Source organism: Lysinibacillus macroides, from assembly GCF_001281525.1.
GTDB classification, from domain to species: Bacteria; Bacillota; Bacilli; order Bacillales_A; family Planococcaceae; genus Lysinibacillus; species Lysinibacillus macroides.
Genome location: NZ_LGCI01000010.1, coordinates 464994 through 481383, shown reverse-complemented (window position 1 = coordinate 481383; position 16390 = coordinate 464994). Strand labels below are relative to the sequence as shown.

At 36.8% G+C, this 16390-nt stretch carries 14 protein-coding genes and 2 pseudogenes; 10 read left to right on the top strand and 6 right to left on the bottom strand.

Features of this window, described 5'->3' with window-relative positions; genetic code table 11:
• The 3 genes and pseudogenes from ADM90_RS17145 to ADM90_RS25195 all read right to left on the bottom strand — a co-directional run.
• On the bottom strand, positions 1 to 438 hold a 438-nt coding region (locus ADM90_RS17145; protein WP_053995325.1), incomplete at its 3' end, for a helix-turn-helix domain-containing protein.
• Positions 439 to 537: 99 nt separating this feature from the next.
• Positions 538 to 945 (bottom strand): annotated as a pseudogene (locus ADM90_RS25200) (IS256 family transposase); the annotation flags it as partial.
• A 1-nt stretch (position 946) separates the two neighbouring features.
• Positions 947 to 1199 (bottom strand): transposase (locus ADM90_RS25195; RefSeq protein WP_235473648.1); only part of this gene is annotated, 253 nt, incomplete at its 3' end.
• A 584-nt stretch (positions 1200 to 1783) separates the two neighbouring features.
• On the opposite strand from ADM90_RS25195, the pseudogene ADM90_RS24345 reads away from it, so the two are divergent.
• A pseudogene (locus tag ADM90_RS24345) lies at positions 1784 to 2188 on the top strand (RNA-guided endonuclease TnpB family protein); the annotation flags it as partial.
• 168 nt (positions 2189 to 2356) lie between these two features.
• Here the strand turns inward: ADM90_RS24345 and ADM90_RS17135 are convergent.
• Positions 2357 to 2914, bottom strand: coding sequence for a hypothetical protein (locus ADM90_RS17135; RefSeq protein WP_053996140.1), 558 nt, complete (start codon positions 2912 to 2914; stop codon positions 2357 to 2359).
• 1079 nt (positions 2915 to 3993) lie between these two features.
• On the opposite strand from ADM90_RS17135, the gene ADM90_RS24585 reads away from it, so the two are divergent.
• The 7 genes from ADM90_RS24585 to ADM90_RS17110 all read left to right on the top strand — a co-directional run bounded on the left by ADM90_RS24585 (position 3994) and on the right by ADM90_RS17110 (position 11920).
• Entirely contained in the window at positions 3994 to 4131 is a 138-nt protein-coding gene (locus ADM90_RS24585) for a hypothetical protein (RefSeq protein WP_161804087.1), read from the top strand.
• An 86-nt stretch (positions 4132 to 4217) separates the two neighbouring features.
• Entirely contained in the window at positions 4218 to 4379 is a 162-nt protein-coding gene (locus ADM90_RS25590) for a hypothetical protein (protein ID WP_412176996.1), read from the top strand.
• A gap of 921 nt (positions 4380 to 5300) precedes the next feature.
• On the top strand, positions 5301 to 6359 hold the full coding sequence (locus ADM90_RS17130; protein ID WP_053996139.1) for a glycosyl hydrolase family 8: 1059 nt from the start codon (positions 5301 to 5303) through the stop codon (positions 6357 to 6359).
• Positions 6334 to 7191 carry a diguanylate cyclase domain-containing protein gene (locus tag ADM90_RS17125; protein ID WP_053996138.1) on the top strand — a complete coding sequence of 286 codons (858 nt, stop codon included), beginning with the start codon at positions 6334 to 6336 and terminating at the stop codon, positions 7189 to 7191. Before ADM90_RS17130 ends, ADM90_RS17125 begins: the two co-directional genes overlap by 26 nt.
• Positions 7181 to 8614: a DUF2334 domain-containing protein gene (locus ADM90_RS17120; RefSeq protein WP_053996137.1), complete on the top strand. Its 1434-nt coding sequence runs from the start codon at positions 7181 to 7183 to the stop codon at positions 8612 to 8614. Before ADM90_RS17125 ends, ADM90_RS17120 begins: the two co-directional genes overlap by 11 nt.
• Entirely contained in the window at positions 8607 to 9881 is a 1275-nt protein-coding gene (locus ADM90_RS17115) for a glycosyltransferase family 2 protein (RefSeq protein ID WP_053996136.1), read from the top strand. Before ADM90_RS17120 ends, ADM90_RS17115 begins: the two co-directional genes overlap by 8 nt.
• Positions 9878 to 11920 carry a cellulose biosynthesis cyclic di-GMP-binding regulatory protein BcsB gene (locus ADM90_RS17110; RefSeq protein ID WP_053996135.1) on the top strand — a complete coding sequence of 681 codons (2043 nt, stop codon included), beginning with the start codon at positions 9878 to 9880 and terminating at the stop codon, positions 11918 to 11920. Before ADM90_RS17115 ends, ADM90_RS17110 begins: the two co-directional genes overlap by 4 nt.
• 36 nt (positions 11921 to 11956) lie before the next feature.
• Here the strand turns inward: ADM90_RS17110 and ADM90_RS17105 are convergent, their stop codons facing one another.
• Both ADM90_RS17105 and ADM90_RS17100 read right to left on the bottom strand, forming a co-directional pair.
• Positions 11957 to 12457, bottom strand: a complete 501-nt coding sequence (locus tag ADM90_RS17105) for a PCYCGC motif-containing (lipo)protein (protein WP_053996134.1) — start codon at positions 12455 to 12457, stop codon at positions 11957 to 11959.
• Positions 12458 to 12537: 80 nt separating this feature from the next.
• Positions 12538 to 14838, bottom strand: a complete 2301-nt coding sequence (locus tag ADM90_RS17100; protein WP_053996133.1) for a YhgE/Pip domain-containing protein — start codon at positions 14836 to 14838, stop codon at positions 12538 to 12540.
• Between the two features lie 195 nt (positions 14839 to 15033).
• Here ADM90_RS17100 and ADM90_RS17095 point away from each other — a divergent pair, with 195 nt between their 5' ends.
• Entirely contained in the window at positions 15034 to 15513 is a 480-nt protein-coding gene (locus tag ADM90_RS17095) for a thioredoxin family protein (protein ID WP_053996132.1), read from the top strand.
• Between the two features lie 101 nt (positions 15514 to 15614).
• A complete protein-coding gene (locus tag ADM90_RS17090; RefSeq protein ID WP_053996131.1) occupies positions 15615 to 16316 on the top strand; it encodes a tetratricopeptide repeat protein in 702 nt (233 codons plus the stop codon).
• Positions 16317 to 16390 lie beyond the last annotated feature (74 nt).

Genomic DNA, 16390 nt, shown 5'->3' with positions numbered 1-16390 from the left:
CGTATAGGTAGGGCGCGTATGACTAAATTGCATGCGTTCTAATAATTTAGACATGCCACGTAAAGAATAGGACACAGCCCATTCACGTTTCACGAGTGAAACGAGTAACGCGAGCGTCCAATTCGTATACGGTGCAAATCCCACATCAGCAGGCGTTTTCGTTGTGACAATCTCAGCCAACTCAGCACGTTGTTCGATGGTCAAACGATGTGGTTTACCTGTAGAAATCCCCATGCGTAAACCTGTTATGCCTTCTTTTTTATAGGCTTTAATATATTCACCAACAGTTGCTCGATTGCGTTGAATGATCATCGCAATTTCAACGTTATTTTTTCCTTCAAGGTGTAGAAATACAGTCTGATACCGCTCAAATAGTCGCTTATCCTTTGTTTGTCGCATCGCCGTTTGAAGTTCTTCTCGTTGTTCATTGCGTAACATGTGGGATCATCCTTTCGACAATAAGTTTGTATACTTTACCCATTTTGAAGGAGATAGAAGCTTTAGTTCAATTTATATAGACGGCCTCTTTTGACACTNTTGAGCTCTTGTAGTAGCTCCTGCCAGTTGTAGGCCGATTCTGTTGGGGCAATCGTATAGCCAAGCACTTCTTTAGAGCCGTCTTCACGAATACCAACTGCAATATAGACGGCCTCTTTTGACACCGTATCACGACGCACGGCAATATACGTCGCGTCTAAATACACGCATACGTAACGATTGTGCAAAGGACGGTTATTAAAGGCTTCTACCGTTTCTGAAACAGCCTTTGTCATATTCGAAATCGTTTGCGGCGTATAGTGATGCCCATACATTTTCTCGATTAATTGCGCAATTTCCGCCATCGTAATCCCTTTTTTGAACAGGTGAATCACGGTTTCTTCCAGCGTATCGTTCGAGCGCTTATACGGTGCCACTGTCTGTTGCTTGAACTCACCGTTGCGATCANACTCACCGTTGCGATCCCGCGGGATTTGAAGCGTTAAATCGCCGTACTCCGTGTGAAGTGTACGCGAATAAGACCCATTGCGAGAATTGCCTGAGTTGAACCCGATACGATCGTATTTTTCGTAATCCAAAAATTCCGTCAGCTCTGTCGCCAGTAGCGAGTTGATCGCCATTTCCAAGTGCGAACGAAAAACCTCGGTAATATCTTGTTTTTTGACTAGTGCATCGACAATTTCTGTTGTAAACTGATTCATAGGGAAGACCTCTTTTCTAGGATTGGTTGTGGTGACTTAATTCTACCAAGAAAGGGTCTTCCTTTTTCTATGGAATTTTCTATTTACACAAAATATTTTATACTCTCAGATTTTTATTATTGAATAAAATGTTTAAATGGGTATTAAGTTTGTTTTTAATAATTATTTTCAATCAGAATTTCCCAAATATATTAATATAAGTCCTTTTGGAGTAAAAAATCACATGAAATTGAAAAGGCAGAAACGTTGTTAGATTAACGTTTCTGCCATTCATTTTGGTTAAAAAGCTCCTTTTGGGGAAATCTTCATTCACTCACTCATGCCTATACACACGCTCGCCGTATTTTATTAGTCCCAATCCAGACCCACTTAGCCCTAAAACCATACTATTATATGCAGTAATTTGCATGATACAAAATGGAGTGGAATTCTCAAACTACTGATATATCAACAGTTTATCAGTCTATTAAACTCACCATGCAACCTTCCCATATTACAGCTTGTAAAATAACGGGTAATACAAAAACATTGATATGAAGTGGTTTAAGAGGGGGCGTAGCGATACTAGCCCTACTTGTTAGAGAGTGGATGTGGGAGTAAAAGGCTTTGCCATCCTTTCCATTGGTCAAATAGTTGGCAATCCTAAATAGTTTCGTGCATTGAAAAAGAAATTGGCTGATATACAATGTGTCCTATCCAGACGACAGGAAGTAGCCTTGAAACGAACATACCAACTGGATGAAGCAACGAACTATCAGAAATAATAACGTAAAGTAGCACGACTACATAAGAAAATCACCAATGCAAGAACAGATTATTTGCATAAAATCTCTACTGACATCATCCAAAACCGCGCTGTGATTGGTATGGAAGTTTTGCAAGTGTCAACTATGCTCAAGAACCACAAGTTAGTTAAAGCAATCAGCGAAGCATCATGGTCCCACTTTAGAACCATGTTAGCGCACAAAGCAAAATGGTATGCAAAGAAGTAGCTGCTGTGTCGAAAACATAAGCTTCCAATTAATTGTGTTTAAACGGGACTTAATAAACGTGGTAGTCTTCCCTACCTGTTGAAAAATTGAGTGCGCTATTAAATAGGGAAAATAAACAAGACTGTCCGTAAACAGCCTTGCTTTCAGTCATTTATTTATGATCGTTTAAAATAACTCAGCAAAGAAGTTTTTCGTTGAATCGACAATTGAATTGAAAGTAGAAGAAATGAAATCAACAGCTACACTAATTGCCTTTTTTACAGCGTCTACCACACCAACAAAAACATCTATAACTTTATTCATAATGTCTTGCATAAAAGCTCCAACTTTATCAGCAAGGGTAAGGATTACTATTTGGGATGCAGGATGTTCTTCACCAAAATCTGTTAATGAATCATAGAGTTTATTAATCATGTCTTCAGATTTTTTTAATGCTTCTTCTTTTCTCTTACGCATCTTCTCCATAAAATCTGATTTATTCATATCATTATTTTCTAATTGTTTAACATTTTCTTTTAAGCCTGATTCTTCTTGTTCATAAAAATTGTTCACATTCTGCTGATAGTCTTGTGTTAATTTTTGCAATTCTTCAGGTGTATCGGATACTGAAGCGGCACGAAGTCCGATGTGTTCTGCTAAAGAAAATTCATTAGTAGACTCTCCTACATAAGCATCTCTCATTTGATTCATAATGCTGCTAAAGTTTTTTACTGCAACTGTCATAATATTTCCTCCCTAGTAATTTATTGTGAAAAAATATAGCCGGCTAACTTTACAAATACTCTATTAAAATACACATATTCCTTTTTATTGTAAAATTATTTGCTATATATTGTATGTTAAGGTACAATAATCTATCAGTCAACATTATTTTACATTTCACAACGTTAAGAATTTTTAACATAAAAATAAAGCTCTTCAGATAAAAATAGCCATTTTTATCTGTTGTCTACATATCCTTTACACAAAAATGACCAGCCAACACTCAAATTCTATCTCTCTCAATCGTCTGTGAATAGTAGATTGTGAAACCTTGTGTATTTGTGCAATTTTTCCATTACTCTTTAAATGCAAATCTTATCTTCCATGGTGTGAAGGCGATTGGCACGTATCCAAAATTAAAGAGTTATGAAGAAACCGTTACCATCAAGGGAGTATGGAATTACGAGTTTGCTTACGCTGCACGAAATCATGGATATATTCATGATTAAAAAAACATTTGATGGCGCTAAATACGAAATAAAGATTTGCATTCAACGATGGAAGCTATTAACACATCGGGCTACAACCACTCGAAAAGGTAGGTGACAATATTTTAGCGTTAACCACAGAATATATGAATAAGGACATTATGCATTTTGTATTCAAAGTGCTACAACTGTAAGTGTAATAAGGCGCTTTGAAGGGCATTTATATTTAATAGAGAAATTCATGGCTGGACATGTCTTATACATTCAAAAATGGCAAAGGCGGGGTTATGTATATAAGGTATGGCAAGACTGTAAAATTGAAGTTCAACACGAAACAGCATGTTCGGATTATTAAATAAATTAAGAGAGCATCCACTAATGAATAGCGTGGATGCTTTTTACTTTGATCAGGAAGGGTTTATTCGTTCTCTTTCACGCTTAGACAATGAAAGGTTGCTGCTGAGTGAATGATTCTAGGTAAATGTAAGATAATTAAATGAAAATTATTAATGAGTAAATTAGTGGTATTTTTCTATCAGATTGTTATTACATATTTTATATATCTTAACTTATAATTGGGAAAGAAGTAATAATCTTAAGGGAGAAATACACATGGCAGATACTAATTGTTGTGGAGATTTTAGCATTAATGGTGTAAATGTTTCATCAGAATGGGAACAAATTGAATCATTGCCTATTGCACTATATACTAATAGCGCAATTCCAGTAGACGGAAAATATATATTCTAGGTGGGAAAACTGTAAATAAATTAATAGTTAACAATTTATTTGAGTTTGATCCAGTGACTAATAAATACACACAAAAGAGAAGCGTGATGGTTGCCAAATGTAATCTAAGTAAGATTGCTGAATATCAAGGGTATATTTATGTTGTGGGAGGTTATAACGGAAAAGAGAAGAATAATAAGAAAGTGGTCAAAGTATATAATCCGATTCTTGATATTTGGACAAGCACTCACGTTAAGCTTTTGGTATAACAGAACACAATGGATTTTTCGATGCTTTTGGTAGTGCAAATAAATCTGGACGCATTGAGTCTATTGAAAAGTATAATCCAGATAATGGGTTCTTTTGAATGGTAGAATGCCTGATAAAGTTGCTTCTTTTGTGATTGCATCAATAAACTTCTCTTCTTTTATTTTTGGAGCTATGGGATAAGAACAGTCACTAATACCAGAAAAAGATGTATATCAATGCACGCCAATTGAACTAGACGCACCAATAATTCAACTGCACAACAATCACACTTTAAATTGGGAATCAATAGAAAGGCAACTAGTTACAATGTTTATAGGAGAGTTAAAGTCATACTATATATTTGATAAGGACTTTAACATGGTTTTTTTCCAATCTCGCAAAGACTCTATCGTTCACAATAAAATTATGTTCTTTGAAATCAAAGAATATTAAAATGTATAATATCATCCGATTTTTGGGTTTTTTATACCTAAATGTACTCCCATATTTCTATGCCACGCTGCCTAATTTTTAATAGTCCTAACCTCGCCTCAATTAGCCTTAAAAATAACAATATTATACATGATACAAAATAGGACAAGATTTTCAAAGTATTAATAGATCCATCGATTACACCCTTCATTTACTCCTTTGCAATTAGAGTATTTTACAGCGTGTAAGATAGCCATAAAGCAGCAATTTATAGCTGTGCTCCGAAAAAATTATGCTAGAGAAAGCATTGTAATTTTAAATATATCAAAAAAATACATAAATAAAGGATATTGTATAAATCTTTGTGACTATTTAAGCTTCCTTTATTTGTATTGATTTATATATAACGTGTCTTTTTTCATAGAAATGTTTATTATTTGTAGAGGATAGTATATTATAAAAGAAAATATAGGCGATAAGTACATGTTTTTTATACTTGAGGTGATTTTATTAAGAAGAAAGTTGTCTTTAGCATATGCGTAGTTTTTATTTTAATAAGCTGTACAAAAAAAGAAGTTGCGTTACCAAAAGAACCCCTTTCACCAACAGAGCAATTTGTCCTGCAAAAGCTAATGACAGATAAAGGACTATTACGAACAGATTTAACAGATCAGAAGGAGCTGTTTTTATCCGAGTCAGTTGGATTATGGCTTGCTTATCTGTTAGAAAAAGATGACCAAATCCGTTTTGATGAACAGGTTCAAGTCATAAAAACATTCTTTTTAACAAATAATTTTATGGTATGGCGTATAGAGGGCACAAAGAAAGCTTCTGTGACTGCATTGATTGATGATTTACGCGTCATTCGGGTGTTATTGGAAGCAGGTGAAAAGTGGGATAATGCTTCCTATATACAACTAGGGAAGGAAATTGGTGAAAATTTAAAACGATTTGGTATGGTAGATGGACTATTTGTTGATTTTGTGGATGTTCACTCCCATGACAAAGCGAATACACTAACAATGTGCTATATTATGCCAGCCGCTTTTCAGCAAATGGCAGAACATGATCTACTCTCACAGGAGCAGATGGAGCAACAAATCACTATTTTACAAAATACACCAGTCTCGAAGGAAGGGTTCTTTCCAAAATATTATGATCTTTTTTCTAAAAGCTATGTATTTGATGAAGAACTGCATATGATTGAACAATTATATACAGCTTATCATCTAGCTTCTATAAAAAAAGACACAACACCTTTTAAAAATTGGCTATTTGATTTATTAGCAAGAGACGATAAATTATATGGCCGTTATGATGCAGAGACGAATAAACCAGCCGTAAAATATGAATCCCCAGCCGTTTATGCGATGGCTGCACGCTATATGCTTGAGCTGAATGAACAACAAATGGCCCAGCAGTTCCTTGATAAAATGACAGCCTTGAAAGATGATCCAAAGACAGGCTATGTCGATTACTATACAAAGTCAACGCATATTTTTGATAATTTACTACCGTTATTAGCAGAAAGGGAGGTAAACAATGCGCACAATGATGAACTGGAATAGAGCCATTTTTCTGTATGGAGCACTGCTAATTTTATTGTTGCAAATACCTTCTTATTTTTTATTACGCCTGAATGCTGAAAGTTTATTATTGTATGGTTTTTTACTTGTACTACTCTTGCTCACCCTTTGGAGAGGAACCGTTTTAGGACTGATTAGTAGCCTTGTTTTTATTTTTATTACAGGCTCAACCTTGCTTTATATGGGCTTATCAGGCACGACGATATTTTTAAATGCTTCCTTTTCCATGCAGATGTTTTTCGCCTATGGAATTATGCTATTGCTGCTGATTCTTTGTGCAGGAAAGGTGCATGAATTGATGAAGGAGCAGGAAAACTATTTAAAAAAACTACAAGAAGATGTAAGAAATTATGTAGCGATTGATGTGGAAACAGGCTTTGAGAATGAAACGCGTATGCGTATAAGTGTAAATGAGGAAATGCGGCGATCTGACCGACATAAGCATACATTTGTCTTTGTGGTGTTAATGCTTGAGAATTATGACCAATTCCAGCAACTGTATGGTGCCAAAGAGGTTCAGCATTTATGGCAGCAGCTTTCTCAAAAAATTCAGCAGACCGTTAGAACAACTGATAAAAAATTTCGCTTTCGTGAAAATTATATTGGACTATTGCTAATTGATACAAGCGACCAACATATGGAAGTTATTTATGATAAATTGGATCAAGCTTTGAAAAATCACCAATTATTCAATGGAAAATGGGTGACATTAAGCTATAAAACAAGCTTCTTTACTTATTATCCATTGATGGATGCCACATTTGATGTATTACTGGCAGAGCTAGAAAGAGAGATGAAAACAAATGCGCTCTAAACATTGCCTGTGGCTGATAATGGGATGGCTTTGTTTTTATACATGCGACACAGCTACTACTGTATTGGCAGCGGATGCAGATAAGAATGTAGCATTGATCTATATGACCAGCAATAAGCAGCCCAACGATGATATACAAGCCTTACAGCATATACTACAAGCTTATACATCCGTAGATACTATTGCTATAGAAGATGTTCATCAGCAAATGCTTCAGCATTATCAACGAGTCGTTGTGGTTAATACTTATTCAACAGCAATGCCAGCAAAGGCACTTGATGCACTGAATCAATTTCAAGGACCAGCTCTACTGATTGGGGATAATGCCTTGCAGTTAGCTCCCTTTGCGAAATGGCAGGAAAAACAGGTAGTGGAGCTTCGAGCCATAGGAGAGGAAGGGCTAGTTAACCCTGTTCAGTGGAAAAGCGTACAACCAACTGCTGATGCTCAAATTATCGAGTGGGCATCAACGATGAATCAGTCGTATCCTTTTGTTATCCAACAGCATAATTGGTCATTTATTGGGATTTTTATCAATGAAGGAGCTTTACAGTACGAGTGGCCAGCGATCATCGGTGAACTACTACAATTGCCAAGACCATCCACACATGCAGCGTTTGTCGTTTTAACGGATATTAATATGAAAACCAATGTCCAAAAGCTAGAAGAGGTAGTGACGGCATTTGCGGATCGTGATATCCCGATAGCCCTTGAAGTCACGCCCATTATGATGAATGAAAAAATAGATTACTTACATGAGAATAAGAAATTAGTAAGTTATTTGCAAAAATTGCAAAAAGAGGGCTATGCATTTATTCTTTCTGCATCTAACTCAATGGAACAAAGTCTACATTATTTAGCGCTACGTAAAATCTATCCTACGATAAGTGTTGGTGACAGTGCACTATTTACAAGTATTATTCAACGAGAAAATCAGCAATTATATATGTCACAAATGAATCAACACCTTATCTACCCGTTTACCGCAGGGACGATAGCACATACGGCGACCAATCCTTTCTATCCTGTGAAACAGCAGATGGATCTTTTATTAAAAGTTCCTGGCTCTGTTATCGGTATTCAATATCCTGCTTATAGCCATGTAGCTTATGTCCAGGAGCTTGCCGATTATTTAAATAGACATCCACAGATTGAGCTCATTAATTTTCGACAAACGAAACAGCAAGTAAAGTCAGGAAATGTTGCCATTGTTCAGCATGAAAACGGCGAACAAACGGTTCATCTATCCTTTACAAAATTTCAACGTTTAAAAATTTTATTCGATGAACGACCATTTGAAGTCATGTTATGGGCGCTTGTGCTGATTGTTTCGTTATTTGTGATATTATTTTTTATCAATACCTTACGTTTGCGTATAACTTTGCGTAAGAGGTTATTTGAGGAGAGGAAATCCAATGGCTAATACATTATTTTTTATTTCACTTTTCCTCATTTGGGTGATGCTACTCTATCATATGTTTTTAATGGAAGGCGGTTATTTACATTTTCGTTCATTTGAAAAGCCTATCAATCAATGGTCTAAAAAAATGGACAATGTACCCTCTGTAAGTGTCTTTATTCCCGCGCATAATGAAGCGCTTGTTATTGAGCAGACACTGCGAGCCATGTCTCGTTTGTACTATCCAAAAGATAAACTAGAGGTGATTGTTATTAATGATAATTCCTCTGATGATACAGGTGTCATCGCCTCAAAATTTGCTGAAAGGTATCCATTTATTCGTGTGATTGAAACCGTAGAGCCGAACAAAGGAAAAGGAAAATCCTCTGCATTAAATGCGGCGTTAGCGGATTCTACAGGGGAGATTGTCGTTGTTTATGATGCGGATAATACGCCTGAGAGAATGGCGGTTTGGTATTTAGTAATGGGCCTTATCAATGATCCTAAGGCGGCTGCCACCGTAGGGAAGTTTCGTGTTATTAATGCGGCTGAAACATGGTTGACACGCTTTATTAATATTGAAACGATTTGTTTTCAATGGATGGCTCAAGGCGGTCGTTGGAAATGGTTTAAGGTAGCAACCATCCCTGGTACAAATTTTGCCATTCGTCGCTCCATTTTAGAACAGCTTGGCGGATGGGATGTAAAAGCCTTAGCAGAAGATACAGAGCTAACCATTCGGGTGTACAATCTAGGTTATCATATTCGCTTTTTCCCAAAAGCGATTACATGGGAGCAAGAGCCCGAAACCCTTAAAGTATGGTGGAAGCAGCGTACAAGATGGGCAAGGGGTAATCAGTATGTCGTTCTTAAATTTTTAAGTCAATTTTTTACATTAAAAAGAAAAAGTATTATATTTGATTTATTTTACTTTTTCTTCACGTATTTTCTATTTTTCTTTGGCGTGATTTTATCCAATGGCTTATTTATTATCAATTTATTCTATGATATTGGATTAACCGTTGGCGATATTGCCATTGTTTTATGGCTATTAGCATTTTTACTCTTCTTAGGTGAAGTCATGATTACATTAAGTATTGAAAAAACAGAAATGAATCGAAAAAATTTCTTTTATGTTATCCTCATGTATTTTACGTACTCTCAAATGTGGATCGTGCTTGTTGTTTGGTCATTACTGTTAGAAATAAAGCGCATGTTTACTGGACAAGAAGTGCAATGGTATAAAACAGAACGATTTGCAAAGCAATCAGATAAAGGGGCAGACGAATGAAAGCCAAATTTTATTTACTTCTATTTATTATTGGTTTTTTAATATTTACAGATGATGCAACTGCGGCTACCATTACGGTGGACCAACAAACCATTGCAATCGAAGGCAATCAACATCAGAAAAAACCATTAGTATCTCAGCCAATTGAATTGCAGGGACCCTCTTCGTCGAGAGATTTTTATTATAGTCTTACCGAAGATGTGCAACTTGATAATCAGCAAGTAACATTTCATATCCAATATTCAGAGCTATTAATTGCACCTTCGTCCTTTACGGTGAAGGTGGATGATGTGGCAATCAAAACGGTGCCGTTAACAACCGATTTACGAAAGCAAACCGTCACTGTCCATCTACCAGAAGAAGCCTTATTAAAAGGGTCTCATAAAATAACAGCTAGCTTTTATGGAATTTTAAAGGAAGGAATTTGTGTTGCACCTGGTAATGTAGGTAATTGGTTGCGTATTGATATTTTATCCTCTATATCAGCTTTTACGGAGGAGGGGGAAGCATGGTCATTAAATAGTTATCCTTCAGCATTTATGGGCTATGAGGGCTATACGACAACGCTTATCTTACCGAAGGAGGCTTCTACGGCGACATTAAGTAGTGGTTATCAGCTATCTGCCTATTTATCAGAGCATGGCCAAACAGATGTACACATTCAACGTGAAGATGCTGTTCAGAAGGTGACGGGGCCTGTTGTATTGCTTGGTGCGAAAAATGAATTTAGTACAGCTTTATTTAAAAATATAGTAGCAAATATTGAGACAGCTGAGAATGCGATGACATTGATGATGCATGAATTGCAAAATACCAATACCAATCAAAAAGTACCTTTTTTAGTTATAACTTCTACAAAGGCAGAGGCTATTGCGGAACGCTTATTATCTTTAACGGAACCAAGACTTTTGGAGCAATTAGCAGGTCATACATTAACGATTGATGATTTACCAGAGGTTGAAAGCCTCTTAGAAACAGCAATACCATTCAAGCAATTTGGCTTTGAGGATCAAACATTATCAAGCCAAGGGTCGATCACACCCCATTATTATGTATCCTTACCACAGTTAGAGGCAAACAAAGAAGCAGTCATGCGATTGATCTTGAAAAAATCCGCAACGATGCCAAGTAGTAAAGAGGAGGATGATCGCAAATTAGAATTGATTGTTTATATTAATAATGTTCCACATGCGGTAGATCTACGAAAATTAGAGCAAACAGCAACCGATATGTATGAGGCATCAATACCGATTCAAGCAAATGTGTTAAATAAAAAATCGATAACAGATGTGCAATTTGAGGTAACAGGCTTTCAGTTAGAGGAGCCGTGTGAAACAACGAATGAACGCTATTGGCTATATATTGATAGCGATAGCTCCTTATCTCTTCCAAAAGATGCAAGTGAGCCATCCTTTACATTACGCGATTTTCCAAATGCCTTTCATGACAATGTATTAATGGTGATCCCTGATCATGAAAATCTGAATGATACAGAAATGAGTGGGCTATATAAAGCCTTAATGATAAATGGCAAAATGGCACAAATTACGCTTGTAAGGGATAAGGATGTGACAGAAGCAGCATTACAGCAGCAGGCAGTCATTTTTATTGGAGCTATGGATCAGCTAACATGGCTATCAAAAAATGCTAAGAACATTCCCTATACAGCAGAGCAGCTGATTCAACAAGGGTTTTTACCTGAGGTTATGGCGAAGCATGCCTATATTACTAAAAATTTCTGGCAAACAAAACAGCCTTTGTTATGGCTACATGCATTCGATGCTACTTCTATAGACAATGACTTTTATGCGCATTTAAAGGAGACAGATACCCAAGTTGCGGCTGCAATCGAAACAAAAGAAGGGCAGTTTGTTGTGGCGGTGGATAATAAGGTGAGTGAGCAGGATACAGAAGAGACAAACGGTTTTGAAATATCCTTTATCTTAATTGCAGAGTTTGTAGGACTCATCATTGTTATTGCTGTGATTTTATACATTATTTTACGCAAAAGAAAGAAAAATCAATTGAAGGAACAATAAGTAAAAGCAAAGTCGCTTAATACGACTTTGCTTTTACTATGCAGGCATATCCGTAGGTGTTGGTTTGGCATAGCCCTCTTTATACGTATCATCAATCACCTGACGAATCTCTTTTAGGCTCATCCCATCCTGATGCATCTTGGCAGATTGAACAGCAATTTCTAAGCAAACTAAACAACGTGTGCCATGGTCATCCCAGACAATTGTTCCATCCTCACGTTTTTCCTCGATAAAACAGTTTAAATTATTTTTATGACCAGCAGATTCACCACAGCCACAATAGCATGGCATCCATTCTAAAACTTCTGTCGATTGCCCTGCGATTTGATAGACCATACGAATATTTTCCTGCTTATCATCTAAAAAAGAAGGGAGAATATTAGCCGAAGCGGTTTCTTCCTGTACATCACCTGAAGCATGACGATGATCTTCATGTGAATCATTATTTTGATGGTCATCCACAGCTTGCTTCTCTTCTCCACATGCACTTACTAGTAATAGCATGAAAACAACAAAAAGGGACATGATTTTCTTCAAAAATAGCGCCTCCTACCATTTTACATTGCCTTTATTATACCATCGCTCTTTGTCATATTGACAGGTAGTATCGCTGAAAATCAATGAAAGATATCCGAACCTTGGATTTTGTTCATAAAACGTTCCATTTTCTCACTGAGTAATTTTTTTAAGAAAAATCCAAATAAAATAAAGACTAACCAGCAGCAGGCTAAGAAAATAAGATCCATCCAGACAGTTGACCATATAATACCACCGACAGCTTCACGCATCATCTCAATAGCATACGTAAAAGGTAAATAAGGGTTGATGATTTGGAAGAACCTTGGTAACAATTCAACAGGGTATGTGCCACCAGAGCCTGCAATTTGTAATACCAGCATAACAATTGCTAAGGCTTTCCCTACATTGCCAAAGACAGAGACAAGGGTATAGACAACTGTGACAAATACAAGGCTAATAAAGAGACCAAATAGTACAAAGTAAAAAGGGGCTTGGATCGTGCCATCCATAAGGAAAACATCTCCCATCGTAATAATCAGTGTTTGCAGAAATGAAAAAGTTGCAAAGGTTAATAATCGACCAAAGTAAATTTCACGAATATAGTATGGGGTTCCGCTATGGAGGTTGACAGATAATAATGAAATTAACAGTAAACAGCCAACCCAAATCGAAAGCACCGTATAAAATGGTGTCATTGCTGTACCATAGTTGGCAATAGGGAAGAGACGATGCTCATTCAGATGAATGGGCTCCTCGAAGAACTCCCGTTCAGCATTGACATCATTTTTTAATAATTGCACAATCTCAGAAATATCAGCTTCATTTTCTAATGTACGAAGCTTATTCGCTAATTCCTGAATTTTTGAGCTTAAGGTTGGGAATTCTGTTTGTATTTTCTGAATTGCATAATTAGCTGTTCCTAGTGTATCCTGTGCCTGTGTTAATTTATTGGTTGCCTCTGGGATAAATTGTTTGAGATTCGTTAACATAGTCGAGGCACCTGTTAATGTTGTTTTAGCATTCGATAGAGTTGAACGAATTTGTGGCTCTAAGCTCTCGTTATAGTAGGTCAAAAATTCCTGTAAATGGGCTGTTGCATTGTGAGCGATTTCTTGAATAGCGATGATCTTTTGTGTAATGACCTCTTGATCAACAGACTGTAATTGCTCGACTTTAGTCAAAATATTAGCATGTAAGGTGTTGAGCTGTTTTAAGTCAGCGAGCGCACTGACTATAGAGTCTGTAAAGCTTGAACCGTTTTGTAATACCTCACGAATGGTGATAAGCTGCTCAAAGCTTGGCTGATTTTGAGCCTCCTCCACCTCACTTTGCTGTAAGGAGTTCATCATCTTGTCCAAGGCATCTACTAGCTGCTTACGGGTTGTGGCATCTGCTTGTGTTAATTGTTGCAGTGCCTCAAGTGTTTGAATACTACTCGTAATATGCTCTTTGGACTGTGTCAATTGGCTTTGAAGGGCTTCCTTTGTTTGTGTAAAAGCAACTGGATCCAAATTCAGAGCATTTAGTTTATTGATGATGTCAGTAAAATGCTCTGCGATTGATTGAACGGTTTGTACATCCTTTTTAATACGAGGCGATAGCTCATTGAACAACGCTTCTGCTTCATTGACAAGCTGTAAACCTTGTTGAATGGTTGTAAGTCCATTATTTGTAAGCTGTTCAATTTCAGGCACTTGGGCAAGGGCTTGGTTAAGCAATTGTGTTGCATCCTTGCCTTGGCTAGAAGCTTGCGTTAAAAAGGATTGGATATCAGGTAAATGCTGTTCGAGTGTGAAGACATAGTTTTCAAATTTTCGAAAATCAGGAATTTCATGCTCCATTTCAATACCAATAGTATTAAAAATCGAAAATAGTGTGCCATTTACTGTGGACACAAACTCGTTTGAGACTTGCTGCGTAAGAACACTTGCTCCTTTGCTTGTAATTTTAGGGGCAATTGGATTCTTTTTTTCATTCACATAATAATCAATATATGCTTTTGTCGGCTGATCCGTTAAAATGGAGGTAAGCTTTTGCGAAAAATCCTTTGGAATTACAATCATCGCAAAATAATCGCCATTTTTTAACTGATCCATGCCCTTTTGCTCTGTCTCAAATACCCATGTAAAGCTTTTATTGGTATTTAATTGCTGGATGACGGCATCTCCAACATTTATTGTCTCATCTCTCACCGTTGTCCCTGTATCTTCATTGACAATGGCAATTTTCATATTTGCTGTGTGGGCATATGGGTCCATGGAGGCATAAATATTAAGCCAAGCATAAAGAGAAGGGAGAAAAATAAGTCCACCTATAATCACGGCCATTACCCAGTTTGTAAAAATATTACGAATATCTGTTGTGTAAATTTGAAAAACATGCTGTAAAAAGTTTTTCATATGACCACCTCATGTTGAATTTCTAAAATAGCTTCTCCTATGTAGGTTCCCAAGTATAGATAAAATTATGTTGTAAATGTGAAATATCTTGGAAAAAGGACAAATTAGTTTACTAGGTTTTCAAAACAATTTATAATCAATCGCGAATACACTGAAACTAGGGCTTTTAGTGTGAAAAAGGAGGTCACTACTCTAGTGAAAAAATTATTAATGATTGGTTCAGTGATTGTTGTATTATTTGCAGCAATTATTGTGCTAACAAATGTTTCAAACAAAAGTAAATTAGAAAGCGCAAACAATCCTTATGGCGATAAAGAGCTTAAACAAGAAACAATTGATCAACTGGATGATAAAAACTACCAAAATATTATGCTCCCAGATAAGCTTGAAGAAAAAATTGAAGCTGGCGAACCTGTCAATGCCTACTTCTTCAGTCCAATTTGTGTCCACTGTCAAGCACTCACACCTGTATTAATGCCAATGGCAGATGACATGGGTATTGATATTGCGCAATTGAATGTTTATGAATATGATGATTTATGGGAGAAGTATAATCTTAAAGCAACACCTACATTTATTCGCTTTGAAGATGGAAAAGAAGTGAATCGATTTGTAGGCGCTTTAAAGGAAGAGGATTTACGAACATTTTTAGAGACGGTGGTATTAAAGAAATAGAAAATAGAGGGACTGTGTCAAAAGTTAATTTTGAGCAGTCTCTTTTTTTGCGATAGTGTATACTTAATATACTGAAAAGTTGTGCAATGGAGGAATGAATAATGTCAATGGATGATTATTTTTATAATGGTGAAGTAATGAAATGCTATGAATTAGCAAAGATAGTGACAAATGAAGCAGAAAAAGCACGTGCACAAAAATATATAGCGTTATTGCAGGAATATGAACTGGATCATTACCCAAAGCCAGCAGCTACTATAGAAGCCCAACCTATTGAACGTGCTGATGAAACCTACCCTGAGTTTGATCCTGTAACAGCCATTCGTGCCATCAAGGATGAAGCAGTATTTGCTAAGCGGATTCAGCAACTAGAGGAGGTTGCAAAAACAGGTACACCGTATGACAAGGCCCAATCCTTTTTTACACAGGGGCAGCTATTTTTATTTGCGCATCATTATAATGAAAGTGTTCATTGCTTTAAGCAAGCCGTCAACGAGCAGCCAACTAAGGCGGTCTATTGGGGCATTACAGGTCAAACGATGCATCGCTTTGGCTGGATGCCCTTTGATGCGCTTGGCTATTTAGAGCAGGCCATTGATCTTGATCCGACAAACCCGCGCTGGAAATGGAATAGGGCATTGGTGCTCATTCAATTAGCGAAGGATTTGCAGCTAGCCCCATTTATGGCAAATGCTGCACTAGCCTTGGAGGAGGCGCTAGCTTCTTGTGGCGAACATCAGCAATCATTGCGTGCCGCTATTCAAAATACAATTGATAATATGGATAGTTATGTTTTTTCATAGTTAAAATAGGATGCCTCTATTTGCAGATGGAGGTATCTTTTTTAGTGGGAGAGGTGGGTTGATTGCCATCTTTC